We start from the raw sequence: 19,378 nt of genomic DNA on the forward strand, positions 1-19,378 counted from the left end.
TTTTCCACTGGCGGCTGAGTATGTTACTGCGGTTTAACGTTTAGCCCTTACTGCCCCGGGCGGCAATAATCGTATCGGCGACATTACGTGGTGCTTCAGCATAGTGCTTGAACTCCATGGTATAGGTGGCACGGCCTTGCGACATGGAACGCAGCACGGTGGAGTAACCGAACATTTCGGATAACGGCACTTCTGCGCGGATAATCTTCCCGCCGCCAATCATCTCTTCCATGCCTTGTACCAAGCCACGGCGAGAAGAAAGGTCACCCATCACGTTACCGGCGTACTCTTCCGGTGTTTCTACTTCCACACTCATCACCGGTTCCAGAATCACTGGTGACGCCTGTTTGACCGCTTCTTTAAAACCAAAGATGGCGGCCATTTTAAACGCCAGTTCCGATGAATCCACTTCGTGATAGGAACCGAAAGTCAGTGTTACTTTCACATCCACTACCGGATAACCGGCCAATACACCGGTATTGGTGGCTTCGAGTACACCTTTCTCTACCGCACCGATATATTCACGCGGGACCACACCGCCTTTAGTTGCATCAACAAACGCAAAGCCGCTGCCCGCTTCCTGCGGTTCGAGGGTAAAGACCACATGGCCATATTGCCCCTTACCGCCAGACTGCCGCACAAATTTGCCTTCGACGTCAGTCACGGTTTTACGCACAGTTTCACGGTAGGTCACCTGTGGTTTACCGATATTGGCTTCCACACCGAACTCACGTTTCATCCGATCGACAATTATCTCCAGATGTAGCTCGCCCATACCGGAAATAATAGTCTGGCCTGATTCCTCGTCAGTACGGATACGGAACGACGGATCTTCTGATGCCAACCGTTGCAATGCGATCCCCATTTTCTCCTGATCGACTTTGGTCTTCGGTTCAATCGCTTGCGAAATCACTGGTTCGGGGAACTCCATCCGTACCAAGGTAATCACGGCATCCGGGTCACATAACGTCTCGCCGGTGGTGACATCTTTCAAACCGACACAGGCCGCAATATCACCGGCGCAGATTTCATCGACTTCAATGCGGTTGTTGGCATGCATCTGAACAATACGGCCAATACGCTCTTTCTTGCCGCGAATCGGGTTATAAACGCTATCACCTTTTCGCAACACACCGGAGTAAACCCGCACGAATGTTAACTGGCCGACGTAGGGGTCAGTCATCAGTTTAAATGCAAGTGCCGAGAATTTTTCATTATCATCGGCGCGGCGACTGACTTCATTGCCCTCTTCATCAGTGCCACTGACCGGTGGGATATCGACCGGTGACGGCATTAGTTCAACCACCGCATCCAGCATCCGCTGCACACCCTTGTTTTTAAAGGCACTGCCGCACATCATGGGCTGTATTTCGCCCGCAATGGTACGGATACGCAAACCTTGGGTGACCTCTTCCAGCGTCAGGTCACCGGTCTCCAGATACTCGGTCATTAGCGCCTCAGAGGCTTCAGCCGCTTCAGCGACCATCTTTTCGCGCCACTCATTGGCGGTTGCCAGCAAGTTTTCCGGGATCGGGGCGTAACTGAATGTCATACCCTGAGAGGCTTCATCCCAGATAATGGCCCGCATCAAACGAAGATCTACCACACCGATAAAGTGCTCTTCACTGCCGATCGGAATCACAATCGGCACTGGATTGGCCTTCAGGCGGTCAATCATCATCTGCCTAACGCGGAAGAAATCAGCACCTGGGCGGTCCATCTTATTGACGAAAGCCAATCGTGGCACGCGGTATTTGTTGGCCTGACGCCAGACCGTTTCTGATTGTGGCTGTACGCCACCGACCGCGTCATACACCATGACTGCACCGTCGAGTACCCGCATGGAGCGTTCCACCTCAATGGTGAAATCCACGTGCCCGGGGGTGTCGATAATATTAATACGGTGTTCCGGTAAGGTACGGTCCATACCTTTCCAGAAGCAGGTCACGGCAGCCGATGTAATGGTAATGCCACGTTCCTGCTCCTGAGCCATCCAGTCAGTTGTCGCGCCACCATCATGTACTTCACCCAGCTTATGACTGACGCCGGTGTAGAACAGAATACGCTCAGTGGTGGTTGTTTTACCGGCGTCGATGTGGGCGGAGATACCGATGTTGCGATAGCGCTCGATAGGAGTTTTACGTGCCATATTAAGTCCTTAAAAGATAATGGCAATTTCGGGGCGGGCGGTTTGCTGCTCTGCCGGGAAGTTGTTAAGTTATGATCTTGGTTGATCAATCAGTCGAGAGCAGTATAGTCCAATTGTACGAATATACACGTACAATTTGATTATTTGTTCTTAAAATATGCAATAATGGCGGCGTACAACGGCTGAGGTAGCTTTCAGCATGGCATGAGAATTAATTGTAGGGTCGACATGGCGTATAGGCTATATTGCGGCGCGCTAAGCTGTGTAGCGGTAGCCAAATCAGGCGTGCTGGCCTGTCACTTATCTATAGGAATACTATGATTGCAAATCACCCTGAGCGTGAGCAGATCCGGCTGGAAAATGTGCTGACGGCTTTAGGTAATCCGCTGCGGTTAGCGGTAGTACGTAGGTTGGCGGCTGGTGGGGAGCATGCATGTGGCACCTTAGTGCAAGGGTTGTCTAAATCCACCCTGACCCATCATTGGCGCGTATTGCGGGAAAGCGGTGTTATCTGGCAGCGGCCTTGCGGGCGCGAGAGTTTGCTATCACTGCGACGCGATGATATTGATGCCCGTTTCCCCGGTTTATTGGATGTGTTGTTGAGCGCGGTGGAGAATGATGCAACCACCGATGAATCAACGGCGAAGCATCTGCCGGAGTGAGTTGAGGGCGACAGTGGCTATTTGCCGCCCTCAGTCAAAAGGTTAAATCTCTTGGGCGTGCGCCAAAACAAAATCTTCCGCTTCTTTCGACCACAAACCGTCGGTTTTACGCAAAATAGCCTGGAGTTGCTGTAATAACGGCAGCTCTTGTGATTGGCTCATCAACTCACTCAATGACGTCAGCGGGATATTTTTACCGGTATAGACCAATTTCTTACCACCAATAATCTGCGGTAGATTTAAGGTGGTCTCTGCCGCGTCATTTAAACCCAGAATATGGGAGACCACTTTGCCGGCATTCACCTTCTTCGCTTCAATTAATTTTACTGCTTCGCGCATATCATCGGTATTACCGCCAGAGGTACCGACATAATGGGTAAATGAATAATGGATATCGTAGAAATTAACCGACGCCATAAAATTCTTATCCTGCGGGCCGGCAAAGAAATTAAAGCAGCCGTCCGGTGCCAATAAGCTTGAAGCCAAGGTGACTAATTCTGCGGAAGGTACGAAGACAAATATATCGTCGTAGCCTTTTCCGCCAGTCAAAGCCATTAAACGTTCAAACTGATCCTCTGTTTGTTTGGTATTGAGATAATGTACTGCTGTTGATGATTCGCTCGGATACAGGCGGGCGGCATAATCTAGTTTTTGCTGGTGACGGTCAGTTATCACCAGTAATTGTGGATTGACTGGCCCGTGCAGCGCGTAATCAATGGCCAATAATCCCATCGGACCAGTACCGCCGAGAATTAGCACATTCCCACCAGGTTTTATGCCCATCTTATGCTGGTATGTGCCGGGAATAAGATGGTAATTGGCGTTAAATGCGCCGATAACACAAGAAAGCGGTTCTACCAAGGATCCTTCGAAATAGCTTTCACCTTCATAAGGCAGCAGACAGTCTTGTTCCATCACCTCATTAGGGATAACCACATGGGTGGCTTCGCCGCCGACATAAGGGAATGAATAGCCTGGGCAGTCAGGGCGGTCGGGTAATTGCAAGTTGGCTTGAATCACATAACGGCTGCCGGGTTTAAATTTATGCTGCCATTTTTTACCCACTTGTAAAATATCGCCGCAAAATTCATGGCCGATAATAATCGGATTTTCTGCCACATTATCCGGCACCTTTTTATGCTCAGCCCCCAGATTGGCCTCTTTCCACGAAGAAAGACAAATACTGTCGGTCACTACCGTGGCCAGAATTTCATCATCATTTATTTCCGGTAAGGTGAAGCTTTCCAGTCGTAGGTCATTCTTACCATATAAACGCAATGCTTTGGTCTTCATTTGGAACCACCTCAATCATTTTTAAATATAAAAAAACAGCAGATCGAATAAAAAATCTCCCCGGCATAAATCAGGAAAGAATGCCAAGCCATGAGCCTAAAATACCAAGGCCAAACAAGGAGAAGATAAGCCAGATAGGGTTAATTTTACGTTTGAGTAATCGCATCATTAACAGGGTTAGTGCCAGTGCCAACAGGCCGGGACAGAGCTGATCCAGGATGTTTTGCACCGTCATGGTTACCGTGCTGCCGTCCTGTGCCGGTGTTTTCGAAATCACCAGTGGCACATTGATGCTGGTCCATTTGGTGACCAAAACCCCCATGATAAACAGGCCCAGAATGGACGCGCCTTCCGTCAGCTTTTGTAGCAGATTGCCGCCAAGGTCTTTGACGATATTGACCCCCTTGGTAAAGCCGTATTGCAGGCCGAACCATTTCAATGCCAGACGAACAGAGTTGAAGGATAAGAAGAACAGTATCGGGCCTAGTACATTGCCATTTAGCGCCAGCGAGGCCCCCAAGGCTGCGGTGATTGGGCGTAAGGTTCCCCAGATCAATGGGTCACCGACTCCGGCCAATGGCCCCATTAGCCCGACTTTCAGACTATTAATTGCCCCTTCATCAATGTCGGCCCCATTGGCTCGTGCTTCTTCCATCGCCGCCGTCACCCCGATAACCGGGCCACAGACGGCGGGAGTGGTGTTGAAGAACACTAAATGACGTTTTAAGGCAGCAACCTGATCTTCTTTCAGTGGGTACAAACGCTTGATTGCGGGCACCATGTCATAGCAAAAACCTAAGCCGTGGATACGTTCATAGTTAAAAGAGGCTTGTTGTAAGTTACTGCGTAAGAACATTTTAAACAGATCAGAGCGAGTTAATTGTTTGTGAGGTGTGCTCATTTCAGCGTCTCCTAATCTTCTAATTCATCAAGTTTGGCGTGGCTGGCTGACGTCGCAGGAGCCGCCGGTTTCTGATACAGAGGATTTAACTGGATATATAGCAAGGCAATAATCAGGCCGATGCCACCGAAGGCGAGCAGGCTGAAACCAAGGTAGCCACCGACAATAAAACCGAGGAAGAAGAAGGGCATAAGGTATTTCACGCCCATCATGTTGAGTACCATGGCATAACCGACCACCACAATAAATCCGCCCGCGATTTGTAACCCATGGGTGACTACGGTTGGAATCGCGCTGAGCATGTGACTGACGGTATCGGCACTGACAAAGATGGATACGATCAAAACCGGTATCGCCACGCGCAGAGCCTGAACCAGTAGGGCTGAGACATGCATTAAGTCGATCATGGCAAAGTTGGCTTTTTCTGCGGCCCTATCTGCTGCGTGCTGGAAAACCACGGTAATGGTACGGGCGAACACTGTCAGCACCTGACCGGCTGCCGCCACGGGTAGGGCGATAGCAATCCCGGTGGCAATGTTTTGATGGCCGACAATCACCAGAATGGTTGAGATAATACTGGCGAGGGCGGAATCGGGGGATTGCGCCGCACCGACGTTCATCCACCCGAGGGCGATCAATTCCAAGGTACCGCCGAGAATCACGCCGGTGGTCATATCACCGAGGATCAGGCCAGTAATGGTACAGGCGATTAATGGCCGATGAGTTTGAAATTCATCCAGCACACTGCCCATACCGGCGATGCATGAGAAAATAAAGATTAAGATTATCTGTACTAAACTTATTTCCATGGTGGACCCCTTTCGGCAATATACTCCTATTAACCCTGGCCACTATCGCCATGGATTATCATTAAATAGTTTCATTGCCCAGGTTGAGTAAGCGGATTTAAATGTTTAATAAAACCTGAGTTATTATTTGTCGGTTGTGTTAAATGTCGTTATTTAGACTCCAGTTCACGTATTTTTTTAATCACATCTACCTGAGGGTCGGAAGTGACTACCCGTAAATCCAAATGTACGCCACGTTCAGCTAATGCATAAAAGGCTTTAATATCCTCCTGGTCAACTGATACTGCTTTAGTTAATTGCCTTTTACCTTGTTTAAATGCCATGCCACCAATATTAATAACTTCAATCTTCACGCCTTGATCCACCAGGCGAAAAACATCGGTCGGATTGGTAAATAAATAAAAAACCGTATCATTACTGTAATTAGGATTGTGGTAAACCGCGACGGCTTTTTCTATATTAACCACGTTTACTTTTATTCCCGGAGGTGCTGCCTGTTTTAATAACGTTTTACGAATATCATCGTTATAGACTTCGTCGCTACAGATAATAATCCGCCCAGCTTTGGCCTCTTTCGCCCATACCGTGGTGACCTGACCGTGAATCAGCCGGTCGTCAATTCTTGCCAGATTGATTTTCATATAAAGTCGGCCTCTTCTTCTTCGACATTCTGTAAGTGATGGAATGACTGCACACACTGCGCGCCGATTTCCAGTAAGTAATCAGCCAGTTCTCTTACTGCCATCGAGTGCTGGTTATCGGCAATCTCCAGTGCCAGTGGTAGTGATAACCCACTGATAACTTGAATGTTGTGATTGTTGAATGCCAACCGTGCGGCAGCGTTGTATGGGCTGCCACCTTGCAAATCAACCGCAATCAGCCAAGAGCAACTGTCACTATGTGCCATCACATCCTGCATTTTTGTCACTAAATCTTCGGCATTTTCACCACGGTTAAATAACAGCGGGGTAATATTTTGTGTTTCGCCATACACCATATTGACGGAGTTAAGCATTGAAACCGCTAAATCACCATGAGCACAAAAAATGACACTAACCATCATACCTCCTGTTTAGCCTCGGGTTTTACCACCGGCAATGTTGTAGGTAACGCCGGTAATATAGCTGGCACGTTCGGATAATAAGTAAGTCACAAAATCAGCCACTTCTGATAGTTTTCCAGCCCGGCCAATTGGAATGGCATTCTTGGTATAACCGTCACGTAACTGCTCAACTGTTATATTACGGGTGTAGGCCAGTGCTTCTTCATAATCCAGGGTGCGCAAACCGGTTTTCTCCAAAATACCCGGCGCGACGCCCACCACACGAATACCGTATTTTCCCAGTTCTTTGGCCCAGGAGCGGGTAAAACTATATAGTGCGGCTTTAGTTGCGGCATAACAGCTTTGTCCTTCAGAGCCTTCTAATCCACTTTCCGACGTGAGATTAATAATGACACCGCGTTTGTTCTCAACCATATTGCGTGCCACGGCTTGTGACATCAGATACACCCCTTTCTGATTCACATTTACCATTTTTTCAAATTCGTTATCTTTCAGCTCATATTGGCTGTGGCTCTGTTTCGGATCGACCAGCAGACGGGGGAGATTAATCCCGGCATTATTAACTAATGCATCAATATGCCCATGTTGGGTTAGAATATTATCAATTGCAGTCTGTACACTGCTACGGTCTGAAATATCCAATTGAATAAAACTCAGCTGTGGATTATTTTTAATGTCACCGTCAAGTTTATTAACATCGGCTAATTGCACCTTGGCACCTGCCGCCAGTAACTCTTCCACAATAGCGTAGCCAATCCCTGATGCACCACCGGTTACAATGACAACTTTATCTTTTAAATTAAGCCAATCGTTCATAGAATTTCCCTGCTGTTCTGAATTTTGCTAATACTCAGCCATACACCCTAAGGCGCAATTAATTGAGTTTTTTGATATAAAGAGGAAAAGTTAATCATGACTGACAGTAAACTTTTCCTCATGGTATTTCTTTAGCTGAACTTTATGCCGTTAGTTTGAGTATCTCCTCGGCAGTTTCTTTCGTGGTCACCAGACTATTAATATACTTTCCTTTAATTGCTCCGATGATCCCGCTGATTTTTTCATGGGAATGCGCAATACCGATGGAATAACGGGCTTTTTTAATTTTCTCTAAGTCGATAGTGATCGTCTTATCGCTAATGTAGGTTTCCACCGGGTTGCCCTGCAAATCGTAAAAACGCGAACAAATATCGCCAGCAACCTGTCGGTCATTAAAGTGATCAATAACATCACTGCCATAAAAAGCGCGCCAGGTGGAATTCCCCGAGATATTGGGTGAACCAATACCGAATATAGCGATATCCAGCCGCTGCCAATAGTCAGCGATAGCCTGATAATGCTGAGATTGCACAATGCCATCACGGATAACACTTTTCTCCAGAATTGCCGGGAAATCGATCAACAATGACTCGCCTTTTAATTTCATTGCGGCGCTATAAACTAGGGTATTCACATGATAACGGCTTTCCAGCTTACCTGAGGGGCCACCCACCATCGGGATACAGGTTAACTGACGCGATACCGGTGATATATCCATTTGCTCAATCAGGGTGGCAATCGCACTGCCCCAAGAGAAGCCGAGGATATCGCCATTTTCAATAATTCGGTTTAACAATGCGGCACACTGTTTTGCCATTAATATCAACTGATGTTCTGGCGATTGATCATGCTCTGAAGAGACGACAATCGCCTCACGTAATTTAAAACGCGACTTCAACTGCTGTTCCAGTAACAGATTCTCGTTATAGTTATAATTGATTGAAATAGTAACAATGCCCTGTTCGCGTACTTTTTTTAGCATTCGGCTGATACTGGTGCGATAAATACCGAGCGCGCGTGCTATCTCCGCTTGCGTGAAGTTTTGCTCGTAATACATTTGTGCAATTTTCACCATCAGGCGCAGATCGTCGCTCTTTTCCATTTTCAACCTCTTGCACATTTGTGCAAATGTCATTAAGTTATCTATGGCTTGATATAATCACTTTCCATTTTTGAAGTCAAAAGCACAATATAACGAATAACTCTCAATATCTTCCATAAAAAACCAATTCAAGCGCTATTACCCACTTTAGTTATCGCACAGATGTGCATTCATATTTAATGAATTGATTTATATTAAATAAATTGAAATAGGGTTTTTGTGTGCCGCAACGATCTTGACGACAAAATTTGGATTGTGATCACATTTTTATTTTGTGTGATATGGTTGGTTTTGCACATATGTGCAGAATGGCGCGGTTATAGCACTAACCCCGGTAATACTTATCCGAGGTTAGTCAGGGAAAGGGACTAATTCAGTAACGGTTTGTAGTGATGGGGCTGGCGCATGGTGACCAGATCTTTACGGCGCACGACATTGGTTGGGTAGGGGCTGCCGGCGAGAGACGCGGTATTAATGGTTTGTGTTACGGCTTGCGTTTCTTGCCACAGCAGCCGCTCAAGACGTGGGAAAGTGAAGGTTTCCGGCCCGAATATTCCGCTATATCCTCCTTGCTGATTGAGGTCATCGACAGCATTGGCAAAGGCCAAATAAAGATTATTTTCCCCCGCGCGGGTTCTGAATAAGTGCCAGTGTAGCGGGTCGGCTCCCATTGGAATCGGATAATTTTGCACCACGACACTGCCCGCATGCGCAGCAGTGAACCCCGCAGGAAGTGCGGCGGAACAGGCGATAATATCGCATCCCATCAGGGCCAAAATACGCGCTGATTCGGGCAACAGTGCATCCTGGCCCAGTAGCAATCCGACCCTTCCGAGCGCAGTATCAAATACGCACCAGTGCTCCCCAGCGCTAGCCCACGCTTGATGTGCTCGAGACAGATGTATTTGCCGATAGGTGCCAATGACCCCCTCCGGCCCCAACATAATCTGGGTGTTGTAGCACTTATCTTGCTGTTTTTCGGCCATTCCTACTACCAGATATACCCGTAACTTTATAGCCAGACGAGCCAGCGCCTGCACCGCGGGACTTTCTGATGTTTGGGCCTGAACCGCACCCGCGAGATAACCGGTCAGGGATAACTCCGGGAACACGATAAGCTCACTGCCTTGCTGTAACACCGCCTCTTCTGTCAGGGCGGTAATTGCTGCCAAATTATCCTCCACCCGTTCTGTTGGGGAGAACTGCGCTACCGTGATCCGGCTCTGCTTACCGGGCGGCAACGGCCGTTGCCCGTAAAGCCCAAAGAAATCCTGTGGGTTCCACAAAAAACTGTCACTTAATAGCGCGTGATAATAGTCAGGGCGGCGCTGCTCAAACACTAACTCGCCTAACACTTGACGCTGACGGCTACGGCTGATGTCAATTTCGGCATAAGCAATCCCATCGCCGCCATCCACCACCGCAGCAATGTTGCCATCAGGCTCAATGATGCAACTGCCACCGCTAAATTGCACGCCGCGCTCTAATCCCCAGCGGTTGCTTTCCAACAGATAGCAGCCATTTTCCATGGCCCGGCTGATCCAGTAAGGGGCCGGAGTGCGCTCTGCCAGCCAGTTGCTGATATGGCAAATGACATCAACGCCATCCAGTGCCAGCAGACGGGCCGTTTCGGGAAAATGAATATCCATACACACCAGCATGCCAATACGTCCCAGCGGTGTATCAAACACTTGATGCCCGACGTCACCCGCAGCAGCCCATTTAGGCTCTGAAATATAGGGGTGGCTTTTGCGATGGCAGCCAATCACCCCCTGCGGCCCGATGAGTACTGCACTGTTGTAATACAGCGCTGTTTGCGGATCCACTTCTGGCATCCCTAAGACGATATAGCATTGATAACGCTGCGCCAGTTGCGCAAAGCGAGCGGTGCTCTCACCGGGGACGGTTTCGACCATGGGCGCAATCTCTTGTCGATCAAACCAACAGTAACCGGTGGTCGCCATTTCTGGCGTGGTAATCAGACGAGCACCTTTCTGTGCCGCCTGTTCTACCAATGCCAGTAACTGACGCAAATTCGCTTCTTTGGCAAACATTAAGGGTTCAAATTGAATTGCGGCTGCAAGAAAAGGCGTTATCGACATGATGATCCTCATAAATAATAAATTTTAGGTTCGGCATATAGCGGCAATTAAACTCAATTCTTCCGGTGATTGGCAGCCGCTGGTGTGGTCCAAGAGAAAATATCGTTGGCTTGAATCAATGCGCACGAGATCTCTTCGACGGTAATGCGCTTATCCATGGCCTGATGGCGCAGGATGTCGTAAGCCTGCTCTTCACCAATGCTGTGCATCCGCATCAGGATCGCTTTGGCCTCACTGACCTGGCGAACCCCTAGCACTTTCTTCTCCAGCCGTTCGATTCGATCACTCATCAGCCGCTGCTGTTGGGCATGGTGTAAAGCAAACACCATGGCTGACAATAAGCCTGAGGCGCGAATGGGAGTGGTTATCGAGGTGCCCGCGCCCATATTGAGTGCTTGATCAATAAATGTCGGATTTTCATAGGTAATAACTGCTATCAGGGCATGTTTGTTAGGGTTGAGCCATGACACATCTGGTTCCGGGTTATCTGACTGTAATGCATAGAAAATCAGATCTGTATCGGCGGGGAGTTGCTCAGGGATAGGCCAGAAAGCCTGAACCTTAAACCCCATTCGGCGTAAATGATTGGTGAGGGTGGCACCGTCTTCGTCGTCGGGATGTAACACCACACAACGGATCCCACGACTGAGTAATAGGGCGGTTGCACTGATTCTGCTATCGCTAGGTCGCATGTGGATACCCCACGGTCGTTAACTTCGTGACCCAATCGCCCTGAATCTGATTAGTCATATAGGGGTCGGGTTCGACGATACGGCGAGACTCCTGCACGACGGTAAATTGCCCATGCTCATTCGCCATACCAATGCGTGGATACAGTCCGGTATGTTGATTCAGCGGGTCAATACGAATGCGGCCTTGAGGGGCATCAAATTGGCTCCCACGCAGTGCGGCAGACAGCGGGAAGATATGGTCGCTGCCGCATTCTGCCATGGCTTTGGCAAACAGATGCACCTGGCTGTAAGTGGCTTCCCAATTCATGTCGGTGGTGAGTTCCGGCCCGAATTGTTGATGGAATTGTTTAAGTGCTGATTGATTTGCTTTGGTGCTAATGCTTTGGAAATAGGGAGCTGAACTGAAATGGCCCTGTGCCACTTGTGCCCCCATAATGGCAATCTCGGTTTCTGATGTATTCAAGCTGCCAATTGGCATGCGGCCAGGATCCAGCCCCGCAGCCTGATAAGCCTGATACAAAAAGGGGACTGTTTGACCTACCACGGTACTGAAGATGAAGTCGGGCTGCTTTTTGGTTATCTCCTCAATGATGGGCAGAAACGCCTCATAAGGTGCATTCAGATCTAAATAGCGCTCGCCAATAACCGCGCCATCGTGGCGTTGCAGAATTAACTCCTGCATGTTGCGATTACATTCATAAGGGTAAATATAACGGGAGCCAATCAAATAAACCCGCGCGCCAAACTGCCCGGTGAGATAGTCCGCCAGTTGTACACAGTTTTGATTAGGTGCCGCGCCGCCGTAAAAGATATTCTCCGAAAACTCAAAGCCTTCATACAGTTGTGAGTAGAACAGCAGCCGACGGTACTTTTCGACGATGGGTGACATGGCTTTACGGCTACTGGAGGTGTAGCCGCCAAAAATCACATTAACCTCATGTTCGACGATCAATTGTTCGGCCAAGGCACGGAACTGCGTATCGTCAGATTGTGGGTCAAAATGAATCGCATTCAGTGGCCTGCCGTTGATGCCGCCATTTTGGTTAATTTCGGCAATAGCCTGTGTTGCTCCCCGCCATTGCGACAGCTCTTGTGCCGCCGTCACACCGCTGAAGGAGTACAGTAAGCCAATGTTGACCGGTGTATCTGAACTCATAGGCACCTGCTTATCCAAACTCGATGAATACCCGTCATACTTCAAGCTGCAGGGGTGTTGGCTGCCCTCGTTACTGGGCCTCGCCTCTGCGAGGCCGCTGCAAACAGCGTTCAAATTGGTTCCTGACCGATTTGTCACTCACTTGCCGCCTTCCTGCAACTCGAATTATTTAGGGTCTAGAATTTTTACTGTGCTAGCTGTTTTTACTGCGCTAAAAGTTCTTTGTTAAGCATCGCGCCGACGGTGTATTTCGGGTCGACCATGTTGCCCAGCCGCACTTTGCCGCATTGGCTCAGTAACATGTAGGCATCCCACTGTTCGAAGCCAAAATCGGCCACCAGCCAGTAAATCAGGTCGCGATAAGCAATACGGGTGGCATCCTCTAACGGGCGCGCACTGCCGATACTCATGATGGTTTCGGCGTTCTCCATTCGTGGCCAGGAGAGTTGCCAGTTCTTAATCAAATCCACTTTGATGGTGGTGATTGAGGCGAACTCCACCGCGGTGCCGCAAATCTCCCCATCCCCCTGACAGGCATGAGCATCACCAATAAACAGGCGTCCTCCGGGGGCGCGCACCGGCAGATAAGTAATGCTCCCCGGCCCGATATCCGGGACATCCATATTCCCGCCGTGATTATCCGGCGTGAGTGAATTGATTGAGTCAATTTCTGGCGACACACTTAGGGTGCCAATGTGGGGTTTATAGGGCAGGGTATGGCGCTCGCTCCAGTAGACCTTTTCGCTATCGAGCTTAATCATGCGCACTTTTTCTGGTAGTGGGTCATTGAGCATGGCGGTTAGATCTGTTCCGGTCAGCCCGCCAAAATGGGGGATCATCGCACAGATGCCGTGCGGGTTAACGCCACGCGGCAACATGGATTCGATATAAACTGCGATCACATCCCCTTTCTCGGCACCATTGACCATGATCGGGCCATTTTGTGGGTTGAGAAAGGGCATTTTGAGCAGTTGGCTCGGAATATCTTGCTCTGAGCTAATGGCACCTTCAAAGGCATCGCGGGTATCGACAATCACCCGATCACCGGGTTCAATGGTCAGCACCGGTGTTGAGTAGGGGCCGATAGTATAGTGAAACTCTTTTTGCATCTCTTCGGTCAGATGATGGGTCACCGGTTTACGTCCAGCACCGACACCGCGTTTGACCATGATTGATTCTTCCAGCCATTTCATTAGCAATTCTCCACGTAATATACTCGTCATACTTCAAGCTGCATGTGCGCTGGCTGCCATCACTCACCCAATATATTGATTTATCTAAACTAATTGGGTTGGTTTCGTTGCCACTTTCCTGAAGCTCGAACTATTTAGGGTATAGCGGCATCCGGTTACAAAGCCAGATGACGGCGCATTAAAAGATCATCAGAAAGTTGTTGTTGGGTCAGGTTTTCTACTATTTGGCCTTTGTCCATCACTGCGCACCGTTGTGCGGCCCGCTGGATCATTGCGATATCCTGTTCAACCAGAATCACTGCCACATGCAGTTCGCGGGCAATGCGCACCAGAGTATCGGCAATGATATTGACGATAGAGGGCTGAACACCTTCCGAGGGTTCATCCAACAGTAATACTTTGGGTGAGCCGACCAAGGCTCTGGCGATAGCCAATTGTTGTTGCTCGCCGCCACTCATGGTGCCGGCTTTTTGTTTGAGTCTTTGGCGCAAGATGGGGAAGTAATCCAGCACCCGCTCCAGCAAGTCTTTAGCAAACTCACGGTGTTCTCGTACAAACTGCATGCCGACTTGCAGGTTCTCCGCCACCGTCAGACCAGCAAACACTTCACGTCCTTGCGGGACGTAACCAATCCCCAAGCGGGCACGGCGCTGCGGTGAGGCTAGGGTGATGTCAGTCTCGCCCAACAAAATGCTGCCTTGTTTCGTCGGTACCGCACCAATTAAAGTGCGCATCAGTGTGGTTTTCCCCACCCCATTGCGGCCAATCAAACCTAAGACTTCTGCGGCGTGCAGTTGCAGTGTTACGCCATTAAGCACTTGCCCACCGCCATAACCGCCGGTCAGCCCCTCTATTTGCAACACCACGTTATTCATACCGCTTTCCCCAAATAGATATCCGCCACATCCTCACGGGCCAGCACGTCGGCGGCATTGCCGTCAGCAAAAACCTGCCCGCCATGGAGGACCGTGACTTGTGAGGCAATCTGGCGCACGAATGTCATGTCGTGTTCCACGACCATCAGCGTCAGACCATCACTCTGCATCTGCTTAATCAGCTCACCAGTGAGATAGGTTTCATCAATAGATAAGCCTGCCACTGGCTCATCAAGCATTAGCAACGTCGGTTGCAGCGACACGGCCATCGCAATTTCCAGCCACTGTTTTTTGCCGTGAGACAAGTTACCGGCCAACTGATGGTATTCAGAGCTGAGCTTAAAGCGCTCGAGTAGCTCATCGACACTGACCGCTTGTGAGCGAACCTCTGGGCGTAAGTGGCTGAGTGATAATTGCAAATGTTGCTCAACGGTCAATTCAGGGAAAATACCGGGGATCTGAAACTTAATGCTCATGCCCATCCTGATGCGCTGGAAGGGGGCTAAAGTATTCAGCCGACGATTGAAGAAACGGATATCCCCATCACTTGGCGTATGTTCACCAGTCAGTAATTTGAAAAAGGTACTTTTACCGGCGCCATTCGGGCCAATGACACAGCGCACTTCACCGCGACGTATTTGCAAATCGACCTTATTGATAACCTGAATGCCACCGAAGCGCTTACTCAGCCCACGGGTTTCGAGGATCAGATCCTGTGATGCCTGATTCATAGCGATTCCCCTTTCTTCTGACGTGCGGCAGATAAGCGGGTGATTTTTTCTGCCAGCCAAGGTAATAGACCATTAGGGGCGGCCAGCACGACAAACAGCAGAATGGCCCCCAGCAGGATCATGGCGTATTCGCTGCCATAGATAGCCAACCATTGGGATAACCACACCAGCAGGGCTGTGATGACCACCGTGCCGAAAATGTTTTTACGCCCAGCGGTCGCTACCCAGATAACCGGCATCGCGGCGGCAGTTAGCCCCATGGAAGAGGGGGTAATGTAAGAACCCCACAGGGTATAAAGTGCGCCGGATAACCCGGAGAGCACGCCACCCAGCACGAACACCAGTAATTGGTAGCGGCGGATATCAATACCGAGCATTTCTGCCCGACGTGGGTTCTCACGAATAGAGGCCAGTGTCAGGCCAAAATCGGAGCGCAATAAGCGCCGAACAGCCCAATAAACCCCCGCGAGCAGCACGATAATCAGGTAGTAGAACGCATTGCCTTCCAGTGTCAGTAATTCGCCGCCAAACCACGGTAGGGAGAGTGGCGGCATACCTGACATACCATTAAACCCATTCAGTCGCGCGCTGCCGATAGCCCATTGCGGGCCTGCGGTCTGGGACATAAAGGTTTCCAATACCAGCGTGAAAGAGAGCGTCACAATGCCGATAAAAATACCGGTCACCCCGCCGTAAAACATCAGATAGCCCAGTGCCGCCGCCACGGTGGCAGCCACTAGCAGTGCCATGACCAGCCCCGACCAGGTGGAGAGTACCCCATCGCCAAAATTCAGCGTCATCACGCCATAGGTGTAACCGGCAAGGCCAAAGAAGGCGGTCTGCCCGAAAGATAAAATGCCGCCATGCCCCCACATTGCGGCCAATCCGATGGCACAGAAGGTCCAGAGTAGGAAGTAGGAGAAGTCGCCTATCATGGCGCTATCGACCACTAACGGCAGCGCGAGTGCGCCGGCCAGAATTAACATTGCCGCCAGCCGAGTGGTGGAGGGCGTGCGTTGCTTCACCGTCGATAAATTAACAGAGGTCATTGTCACATTAGGCTCCTAGCGGTTACGGGTAAACAGGCTGCCAATACCGTTAGGCAGTAAGCGGATAACCAAGACAGCGGTGACCAGTAAGCCAATTTGCCCCGCCAGTTGCCCATACCAGGAGTTCAGCCCGGTTTGTATCGCACCTAAGGCAATCGCTGCAGGAATGGTGCCAACAAGTACATTGGCGCCACCGACCACTACCGAAACAAAGGCTTGAACAATAAAGCTGCTGCCCATGGTGGGTACGGCGGTTAGCGTCGGGGCATAAATGGCCCCTGCGAGCCCCGCCAGCCCTGCGCCCAGCGCGAATGTCAGGGTATAAATACGATCAGTTTCTAACCCCAGGCAGGAGGCCATGCGGGCGTTTTGAATGGTAGCTCTGGCACAGACGCCGTAATTGGTGTGGAAGAACAGCCAATAGAGCACCATTAATATGGCAATGGCGAAAAAGGGCAGTAATGCGCGGTAAGTGGCAAACGAGTATTCGCCAAGGGTGAAAGAGCCGAAAGGCGTAGACAATCCCTCCAGTGATGGACCGGCGATCAGCAACATACTTTGCTGCACAATCAGGCTGATAGCCCACGTCGCCACCACCGAATCATACAAACGGCCATAGAGATGGCGCACCACAAGGCGCTCGACCACCCCGCCGAAGAACGCCGCCGCTAAGGTACCGGCGAGCATGGCAAAAGGCAGTGGCAAGCCTGCTTTGTTCATCAGGATGGTGACATAAGCACCACACATAATGAATTCGCCATGTGCCAGATTTATCACGCCCATCATGCCAAAAATAACCGCCAGCCCTAGTGCTGCCAGCACCAGATAGGCGAAGTTATCGCCAAACTGATAAATCACCGAATAGAGAAAGGATAGCGTTAACATCGTTTGGCAATCCCTGGTGTCCTGATTGACACTATTGAAAATGGATAACACAGGGAAGCCCGCTCAAGCGGCGACTTCCCTATAAAATAGCCCGTTCAAACTGCTGACAAAGTCAAATGAAGGGGAAACGTGCCGCTGGGATCGCTCTTAGTTTCAAATACAAGTGCGTAAGCCATCGGAGCGCCCCGAGGTGTGGTCCCCCCTTCACTCACCAAGCTATCAATAGCTTTGTCATTAGCGTGGTTTAGGCCTTTTTCGGCGGAGATGATGGTGTGTATTGGCTGTTATCCGGTTTCACCGGCAAGTTACAACCGGCCTCACCCAACCAATACGGTTTGATATCGGCCCACACTTTCGGGATCTCGATTGAGTGGTCATCTTTGACATGAGCCAGATAGATGGTGTGGCTCAAATGATGGCTTTTCGGATCGATACAGACTTTTCCTGAAGGGCCATCGGTACAGATATCACCACTTTCCAGTGATTTACGCACCGCGTCCATATCGGTGCTGCCCGCTTTTTCTACCGCCGCTTTGTACAGATAAACTGCGTCGTAGGCATTGGCCGCTTCCTGATTGATGTACGGTTCATTCGGGAATTTGGCGTGAAAACGCTGTTTGAAATCATTACTGGCGGGGCTATCCACCTCTTCAATGTAGTTAGCCGTGATATACATATCTTTCAGTGCCGGGGCTTTAAAGCGTTTGTGCTCATAAGCTTGGCCGACGTTAACTGAACTCCCCATCGGCAAGTTCAATTTTGCTGCGGCTTGTTGCTCGTAATAAGAAGATTGGTTCGCTCCGACCAGCAAAGTCATCACGAAATCAGGTTTGGCTTTCTGGATGTTCTGAATGGTTTGACCAAATTGCGAAACACTCAGCGGAATAAACTCCTCACCCACCATGGTGCCGCCATTCTCTTCCACAATTTTGCGTACCCATTCAGCTGAGATTTGCCCGAAGTTATAGTCGGCAGCAATGGTGTAAACTTTTTTGCCGTACTTCTCCATCATCCATGGGATCAGGGTTGAGAACTGCTGTTCAGGCACGGCGCCGGTGACGAAAACATTGGAGTCACACACGCCGCCTTCATACTGATTGTTATACCAGTAGAGCTGCTTTTCACGGTCCATTATCGGGCGGATAGCTTCGCGTGAGGCACTGGAAAACGCCCCGAATATCACATCTACTTTGTCATTTTTAATTAAGCGGCGAGCCATTTGTTGAAAGCGGGTGTTATCGGATTGCGTATCGTATTTGACCAACTCGATTGGGCGTCCGAGTATGCCGCCTTTGGCATTGATTTCTTCTACTGCCAGTTCTGTAGCATGAATTTTGGGAATAACCGGCAAAGCAAAGTTACCGGAAGCATCTTCCAATAAACCAATTTTCACCGGTTTTTCTGCCGCGATCGTCATACCTGAGTAGGTCACGGCAAATGCAGTTGCCAGCGCGATTGAGAGCGCAGCGTAATGACATTTTATTCTTGACCGTTTTATTCTGGACATAAGTATCCCTGATATTGGTTAAAAAAGTGGGTCTGAAAAAAAGCCAAAAAAAAAGCCCGGCAAAGTCAGATGACATTGCGAGGGCTCTATTGCCATAACCACAAGCCGACAACGTTGGCGTTCTTGCGGAGAAGTCAGGGTCACTATAAAAAGTAATCAGAGTTATTGTCAACGAAGAATTTCCAATAAAAATCAAATAGTAAAATTGAAATTCGTTGCACTAAATCAGGGCTTTACGTTGCACGTAAATGGTTCATTCGTTTGGGGCTGGTGGGGGGCGCTAACTGTGGATGATGAAAAGCAAAATGGCGAGATTATCCATGTAGAGCATAGTGAAGAGAATGGCGGAGGTTAATAAATTGCACCAGTGGGGTGCTTAAAAACCATTCGAAA

The 19,378-nt window shown here is 49.5% G+C and carries 18 protein-coding genes; 1 reads left to right on the forward strand and 17 read right to left on the reverse strand.

Annotated elements, in window-relative coordinates:
- Positions 1 to 40: 40 nt before the first annotated feature.
- A complete protein-coding gene (fusA, locus tag Q2T72_RS04485) occupies positions 41 to 2,149 on the reverse strand; it encodes an elongation factor G (RefSeq protein ID WP_083160343.1) in 2,109 nt (702 codons plus the stop codon).
- 317 nt (positions 2,150 to 2,466) lie between these two features.
- On the opposite strand from fusA, the gene Q2T72_RS04490 reads away from it, so the two are divergent.
- On the forward strand, positions 2,467 to 2,811 hold the full coding sequence (locus Q2T72_RS04490) for a helix-turn-helix transcriptional regulator (protein WP_005181869.1): 345 nt from the start codon (positions 2,467 to 2,469) through the stop codon (positions 2,809 to 2,811).
- A 42-nt stretch (positions 2,812 to 2,853) separates the two neighbouring features.
- Here Q2T72_RS04490 and Q2T72_RS04495 read toward each other — a convergent pair whose 3' ends face one another.
- From Q2T72_RS04495 to Q2T72_RS04570, 16 genes are all read right to left on the reverse strand, one after another.
- Positions 2,854 to 4,104, reverse strand: a complete 1,251-nt coding sequence (locus tag Q2T72_RS04495; RefSeq protein WP_083160341.1) for a zinc-binding dehydrogenase — start codon at positions 4,102 to 4,104, stop codon at positions 2,854 to 2,856.
- 70 nt (positions 4,105 to 4,174) lie between these two features.
- The gene (locus Q2T72_RS04500) at positions 4,175 to 5,005 is read right to left on the reverse strand and encodes a PTS system mannose/fructose/sorbose family transporter subunit IID (protein ID WP_083160339.1); all 831 of its coding nucleotides are present in this window, start codon (positions 5,003 to 5,005) and stop codon (positions 4,175 to 4,177) included.
- Between the two features lie 11 nt (positions 5,006 to 5,016).
- Entirely contained in the window at positions 5,017 to 5,814 is a 798-nt protein-coding gene (locus Q2T72_RS04505; protein WP_193784718.1) for a PTS mannose/fructose/sorbose transporter subunit IIC, read from the reverse strand.
- 149 nt (positions 5,815 to 5,963) lie between these two features.
- Positions 5,964 to 6,455 (reverse strand): mannose/fructose/sorbose PTS transporter subunit IIB, encoded by a 492-nt coding sequence (locus Q2T72_RS04510; RefSeq protein WP_372568718.1) that lies wholly within the window; start codon positions 6,453 to 6,455, stop codon positions 5,964 to 5,966.
- Positions 6,452 to 6,874: a PTS sugar transporter subunit IIA gene (locus Q2T72_RS04515; protein ID WP_083160333.1), complete on the reverse strand. Its 423-nt coding sequence runs from the start codon at positions 6,872 to 6,874 to the stop codon at positions 6,452 to 6,454. The genes Q2T72_RS04510 and Q2T72_RS04515 overlap by 4 nt, the downstream gene beginning before the upstream one ends.
- 12 nt (positions 6,875 to 6,886) lie before the next feature.
- Positions 6,887 to 7,693 carry an SDR family oxidoreductase gene (locus Q2T72_RS04520; RefSeq protein ID WP_083160331.1) on the reverse strand — a complete coding sequence of 269 codons (807 nt, stop codon included), beginning with the start codon at positions 7,691 to 7,693 and terminating at the stop codon, positions 6,887 to 6,889.
- Positions 7,694 to 7,835: 142 nt separating this feature from the next.
- On the reverse strand, positions 7,836 to 8,795 hold the full coding sequence (locus Q2T72_RS04525; protein WP_083160323.1) for a sugar-binding transcriptional regulator: 960 nt from the start codon (positions 8,793 to 8,795) through the stop codon (positions 7,836 to 7,838).
- Between the two features lie 368 nt (positions 8,796 to 9,163).
- Positions 9,164 to 10,897 carry a nitrilase-related carbon-nitrogen hydrolase gene (locus tag Q2T72_RS04530; protein ID WP_372568719.1) on the reverse strand — a complete coding sequence of 578 codons (1,734 nt, stop codon included), beginning with the start codon at positions 10,895 to 10,897 and terminating at the stop codon, positions 9,164 to 9,166.
- A 53-nt stretch (positions 10,898 to 10,950) separates the two neighbouring features.
- Complete coding sequence (locus Q2T72_RS04535) at positions 10,951 to 11,589, reverse strand: ANTAR domain-containing response regulator (protein WP_083160319.1); 639 nt, start codon at positions 11,587 to 11,589, stop codon at positions 10,951 to 10,953.
- Positions 11,579 to 12,745 (reverse strand): transporter substrate-binding domain-containing protein, encoded by a 1,167-nt coding sequence (locus Q2T72_RS04540; RefSeq protein WP_372568720.1) that lies wholly within the window; start codon positions 12,743 to 12,745, stop codon positions 11,579 to 11,581. Before Q2T72_RS04540 ends, Q2T72_RS04535 begins: the two co-directional genes overlap by 11 nt.
- A 203-nt stretch (positions 12,746 to 12,948) precedes the next feature.
- Positions 12,949 to 13,938, reverse strand: a complete 990-nt coding sequence (locus Q2T72_RS04545) for an acetamidase/formamidase family protein (protein WP_004389165.1) — start codon at positions 13,936 to 13,938, stop codon at positions 12,949 to 12,951.
- Between the two features lie 155 nt (positions 13,939 to 14,093).
- Positions 14,094 to 14,813, reverse strand: a complete 720-nt coding sequence (locus Q2T72_RS04550) for an ABC transporter ATP-binding protein (RefSeq protein WP_083160315.1) — start codon at positions 14,811 to 14,813, stop codon at positions 14,094 to 14,096.
- Complete coding sequence (locus tag Q2T72_RS04555) at positions 14,810 to 15,544, reverse strand: ABC transporter ATP-binding protein (RefSeq protein WP_083160313.1); 735 nt, start codon at positions 15,542 to 15,544, stop codon at positions 14,810 to 14,812. Before Q2T72_RS04555 ends, Q2T72_RS04550 begins: the two co-directional genes overlap by 4 nt.
- On the reverse strand, positions 15,541 to 16,599 hold the full coding sequence (locus tag Q2T72_RS04560; protein WP_083160311.1) for an ABC transporter permease: 1,059 nt from the start codon (positions 16,597 to 16,599) through the stop codon (positions 15,541 to 15,543). Before Q2T72_RS04560 ends, Q2T72_RS04555 begins: the two co-directional genes overlap by 4 nt.
- Before the next feature lie 9 nt (positions 16,600 to 16,608).
- Positions 16,609 to 17,478, reverse strand: a complete 870-nt coding sequence (locus tag Q2T72_RS04565) for a branched-chain amino acid ABC transporter permease (protein ID WP_005181910.1) — start codon at positions 17,476 to 17,478, stop codon at positions 16,609 to 16,611.
- A 244-nt stretch (positions 17,479 to 17,722) separates the two neighbouring features.
- The gene (locus tag Q2T72_RS04570; protein ID WP_019080392.1) at positions 17,723 to 18,889 is read right to left on the reverse strand and encodes an urea ABC transporter substrate-binding protein; all 1,167 of its coding nucleotides are present in this window, start codon (positions 18,887 to 18,889) and stop codon (positions 17,723 to 17,725) included.
- Positions 18,890 to 19,378 lie beyond the last annotated feature (489 nt).

Origin of the sequence: Yersinia sp. 2466 StPb PI, from assembly GCF_041538325.1 — a bacterium.
Lineage (GTDB): Bacteria > Pseudomonadota > Gammaproteobacteria > Enterobacterales > Enterobacteriaceae > Yersinia > Yersinia enterocolitica_E.